This window comes from Anaerovibrio sp. (genome assembly GCF_051866355.1).
Taxonomy (GTDB): Bacteria; Bacillota; Negativicutes; order Selenomonadales; family Selenomonadaceae; genus Anaerovibrio.
The window spans coordinates 1-2701 of the sequence record NZ_JBJDWZ010000080.1 but is presented as its reverse complement, the minus strand read 5'-3'; the positions used below and the strand labels follow the sequence as shown (position 1 = coordinate 2701).

General features: G+C 51.6%; 2 protein-coding genes. One reads left to right on the top strand and one right to left on the bottom strand.

The window, feature by feature from the left end:
* Window positions 1–18 precede the first annotated feature (18 nt).
* Window positions 19–900, bottom strand: coding sequence for an aldose 1-epimerase family protein (locus ACI3UA_RS04640; protein ID WP_439723662.1), 882 nt, complete (start codon window positions 898–900; stop codon window positions 19–21).
* Between the two features lie 189 nt (window positions 901–1089).
* Between ACI3UA_RS04640 and ACI3UA_RS04635 the strand changes: the two genes are divergently transcribed.
* The gene (locus tag ACI3UA_RS04635) at window positions 1090–2685 is read left to right on the top strand and encodes a bifunctional metallophosphatase/5'-nucleotidase (protein ID WP_439723661.1); all 1596 of its coding nucleotides are present in this window, start codon (window positions 1090–1092) and stop codon (window positions 2683–2685) included.
* Window positions 2686–2701: the final 16 nt, after the last annotated feature.

The following is a 2701-nucleotide window of genomic DNA, read 5'->3' as shown; positions in this document are numbered from 1 at the left end:
TTTTTTCTTGAGTGTGTTTTATAAAATACTGATGCTTAAATTGAACTCTTTTTTCCCCTGCGGCTCAACCATAGCCACATTGGCCTTTTCTTCAAATACATCACCTTCATCAGTGCAGGTTGACAGTCCGCTCCACGGCTCCAGCGCAATAAACGGGCTTTTGTTGGCTGTTGACCAGAGAATGAGATACGGGAAATCTGCAAAATCAACCTCAATCCCCTTCTGATGCTTATCCGTTGCCAGACGCACCTTGCGGGATTTCAGCTTGTCCAGAGTAACCGCATCAATTTCAAAGTATTTGTAGTCCAGCGGCAAACGCTTCTGCCCTTTCAGGAAAGGACGACGCGTAATCCTGTCCACCAGCCCCGTATCCGGGAGATTTACTGCTGCCGTGCAGTCTTCCTCCTGTTCAAACTCCAGATAGTAGTCCTCATACGATGTATCCTCTGTCAGCGGGCAGTTAAAGCCGGGATGCGCCCCCAGGAAGCACGGCATCACCTCACTGCCGTTATTTTCCACGGTGTACTTCACATTGATGCTCTTGCCGGACAGGCTGTAGCTGATGGAGAGCTTGAAATCATAAGGATATTTTGCCAGCATTTCCTCATCGGCCGAAATGCTGTAAACCACCTCTTTATCGTCCGCCTTTTCCAGCAGGAATTCCTTTTTCCTTACAATGCCGTGGCGCGGCATGTTCGTTTCCTTACTGCCGCCTATTACTGCCTTGTCGTCGCGCAGGCTGCCACAGATAGGAAACAGAACCGGAGCCTGTCCGCTCCAATATTTTTTGTCCCCCTGCCACAGATATTCCGTACCATCCTTGTCCCTGATAGAGCTGAGCGCTCCGCCCAGCGAACTGACAGCAATCGTCAGGTTCTCATTCTGCAAAAGTTTTTCCATAATGTCTGTCACTCCCATGTTTTTCTTTAGTCCTGCCTCTAATATACCATGCCTGCCAGCGGCAAAGTTATCAGGCTCTGAAAATATTTTCACAATAGCATCCACAACAACATCTTTTGCCTGGTACGGTCAAAGGTAGTATAATGATAGCACATGTTGATGCAAAAACTGATTCTAAGGAGGATAGTTATGAAACTGTTACGCAAATTACTTTTTCCCCTGCTGATTCTGCTCCTGCTGTGCCAGCCTGTTCTGGCGGCAGATTTCAGCAGGCTGGTCATCCTGCACACCAATGATACCCACGGCTACGATGAATACGGCGATGGCCACAACGGCATGGCCGTGATTGCCAGCCTGAAATGCGAGCTGGAAGCACAGGGGTATGATGTACTGCTCCTGGATGCAGGTGATGCCATTCAGGACAACAATCTGGTAAACTTCAGCAAGGGGCAGTCAGCCATCCGGTTTATGAATGCCGCCGGCTATGATGCCGCCGCTATCGGCAATCACGAATTTGACTACGGGCAGGATGTCCTGCAACAGCTCATGTCCGAAGCGCTTTTCCCTTATGTTGCCGCCAATATTCTGGTGGATGCTACCGGCAAAACCTTTGCCAGACCTTATGTTATCCTGCAGAAAGGTGATGTAAAAATCGGCATTGTCGGCCTGACCACGCCCCAGACCATCACCAGTACCTCCCCCAAAAATGTATACGGCCTGACCTTTCTGCAGGACAAGCCGCTCCGGCGTGTCACCGAACAGGCCGTGAAGGAGATGAAGCGGCAGGGCTGTGACCTGATTATCGCCCTCGGACATCTGGGCAGTGAGTCGGACTGCACAGGCAGCCGCTCCGAGGATATAGCGGAGCAGGTGGCTGGCATTGATATCTTTATTGACGGGCATGACCATCTGGTAAAGAACAGCTACATCGGCAGCACCCTGCTGGCGGAGACAGGCTGTTACACCCGCAACATCGGGCGCATCACCTACGAAAATGGCAAATGGACTGAAAACATGCTGCCTTTCGGTGAGTATAGACAGGAGAAGCCTGACGTAAAACTGCTGATGCAGACAGTGCGGGATCAGGTCAATGCCAGTCTTGGGCAGGTGGTTGGCACCTCCCTCGTAAATCTTGATGCCAGCCGCGTTCCCGGTGTGCGCACGATGGAAACAAATGCCGGTGACTTCTGCGCTGATGCCCTGCTGTGGCAGGCCCAAAAAGCCAATGTACTGGACGGACCGGTGGATGCCGCTATCTGCAACGGCGGCAGCATCAGAAGCGGCATCGCTCCCGGCAACATCACCCGCGGCACGCTGTACAGCATGAATCCTTACAACAATCAGCTGTGTGTCGTAAAAATTACCGGCCGCAAGCTGCTGGAAATACTGGAAGCGGCTACAGCGTTTACACCAGAAGCCATGGGGGCATTTCCTCAGACTGCCGGCATAAGGTACACCATTGACACAAGTGTGCCTTATGAAAAGGGCGAACTGTATCCGGCCTCCAGCTACTATGCCCCGGCCAATCCCGGCGGCCGCGTCACTATCGACACGGTAGGCGGCAGGAGTTTCCAGATGGATGCTATCTACACCATCGCTCTTGTGGAATACCTGGCTATTGGCGGCGATACCTATGCCGGACTGTGCCTGCCGGGAGCAAAACTGGAATACCACAGCGTCGGCTATCTTGATGTAGAATCGCTGGAAAATTATCTCACCGAAGAACTGCATGGAGTGATAGGCATGGAATATGCCGCTCCGCAGGGACGAATCAATATTAAATAGATTTCAGTTTTTCGTA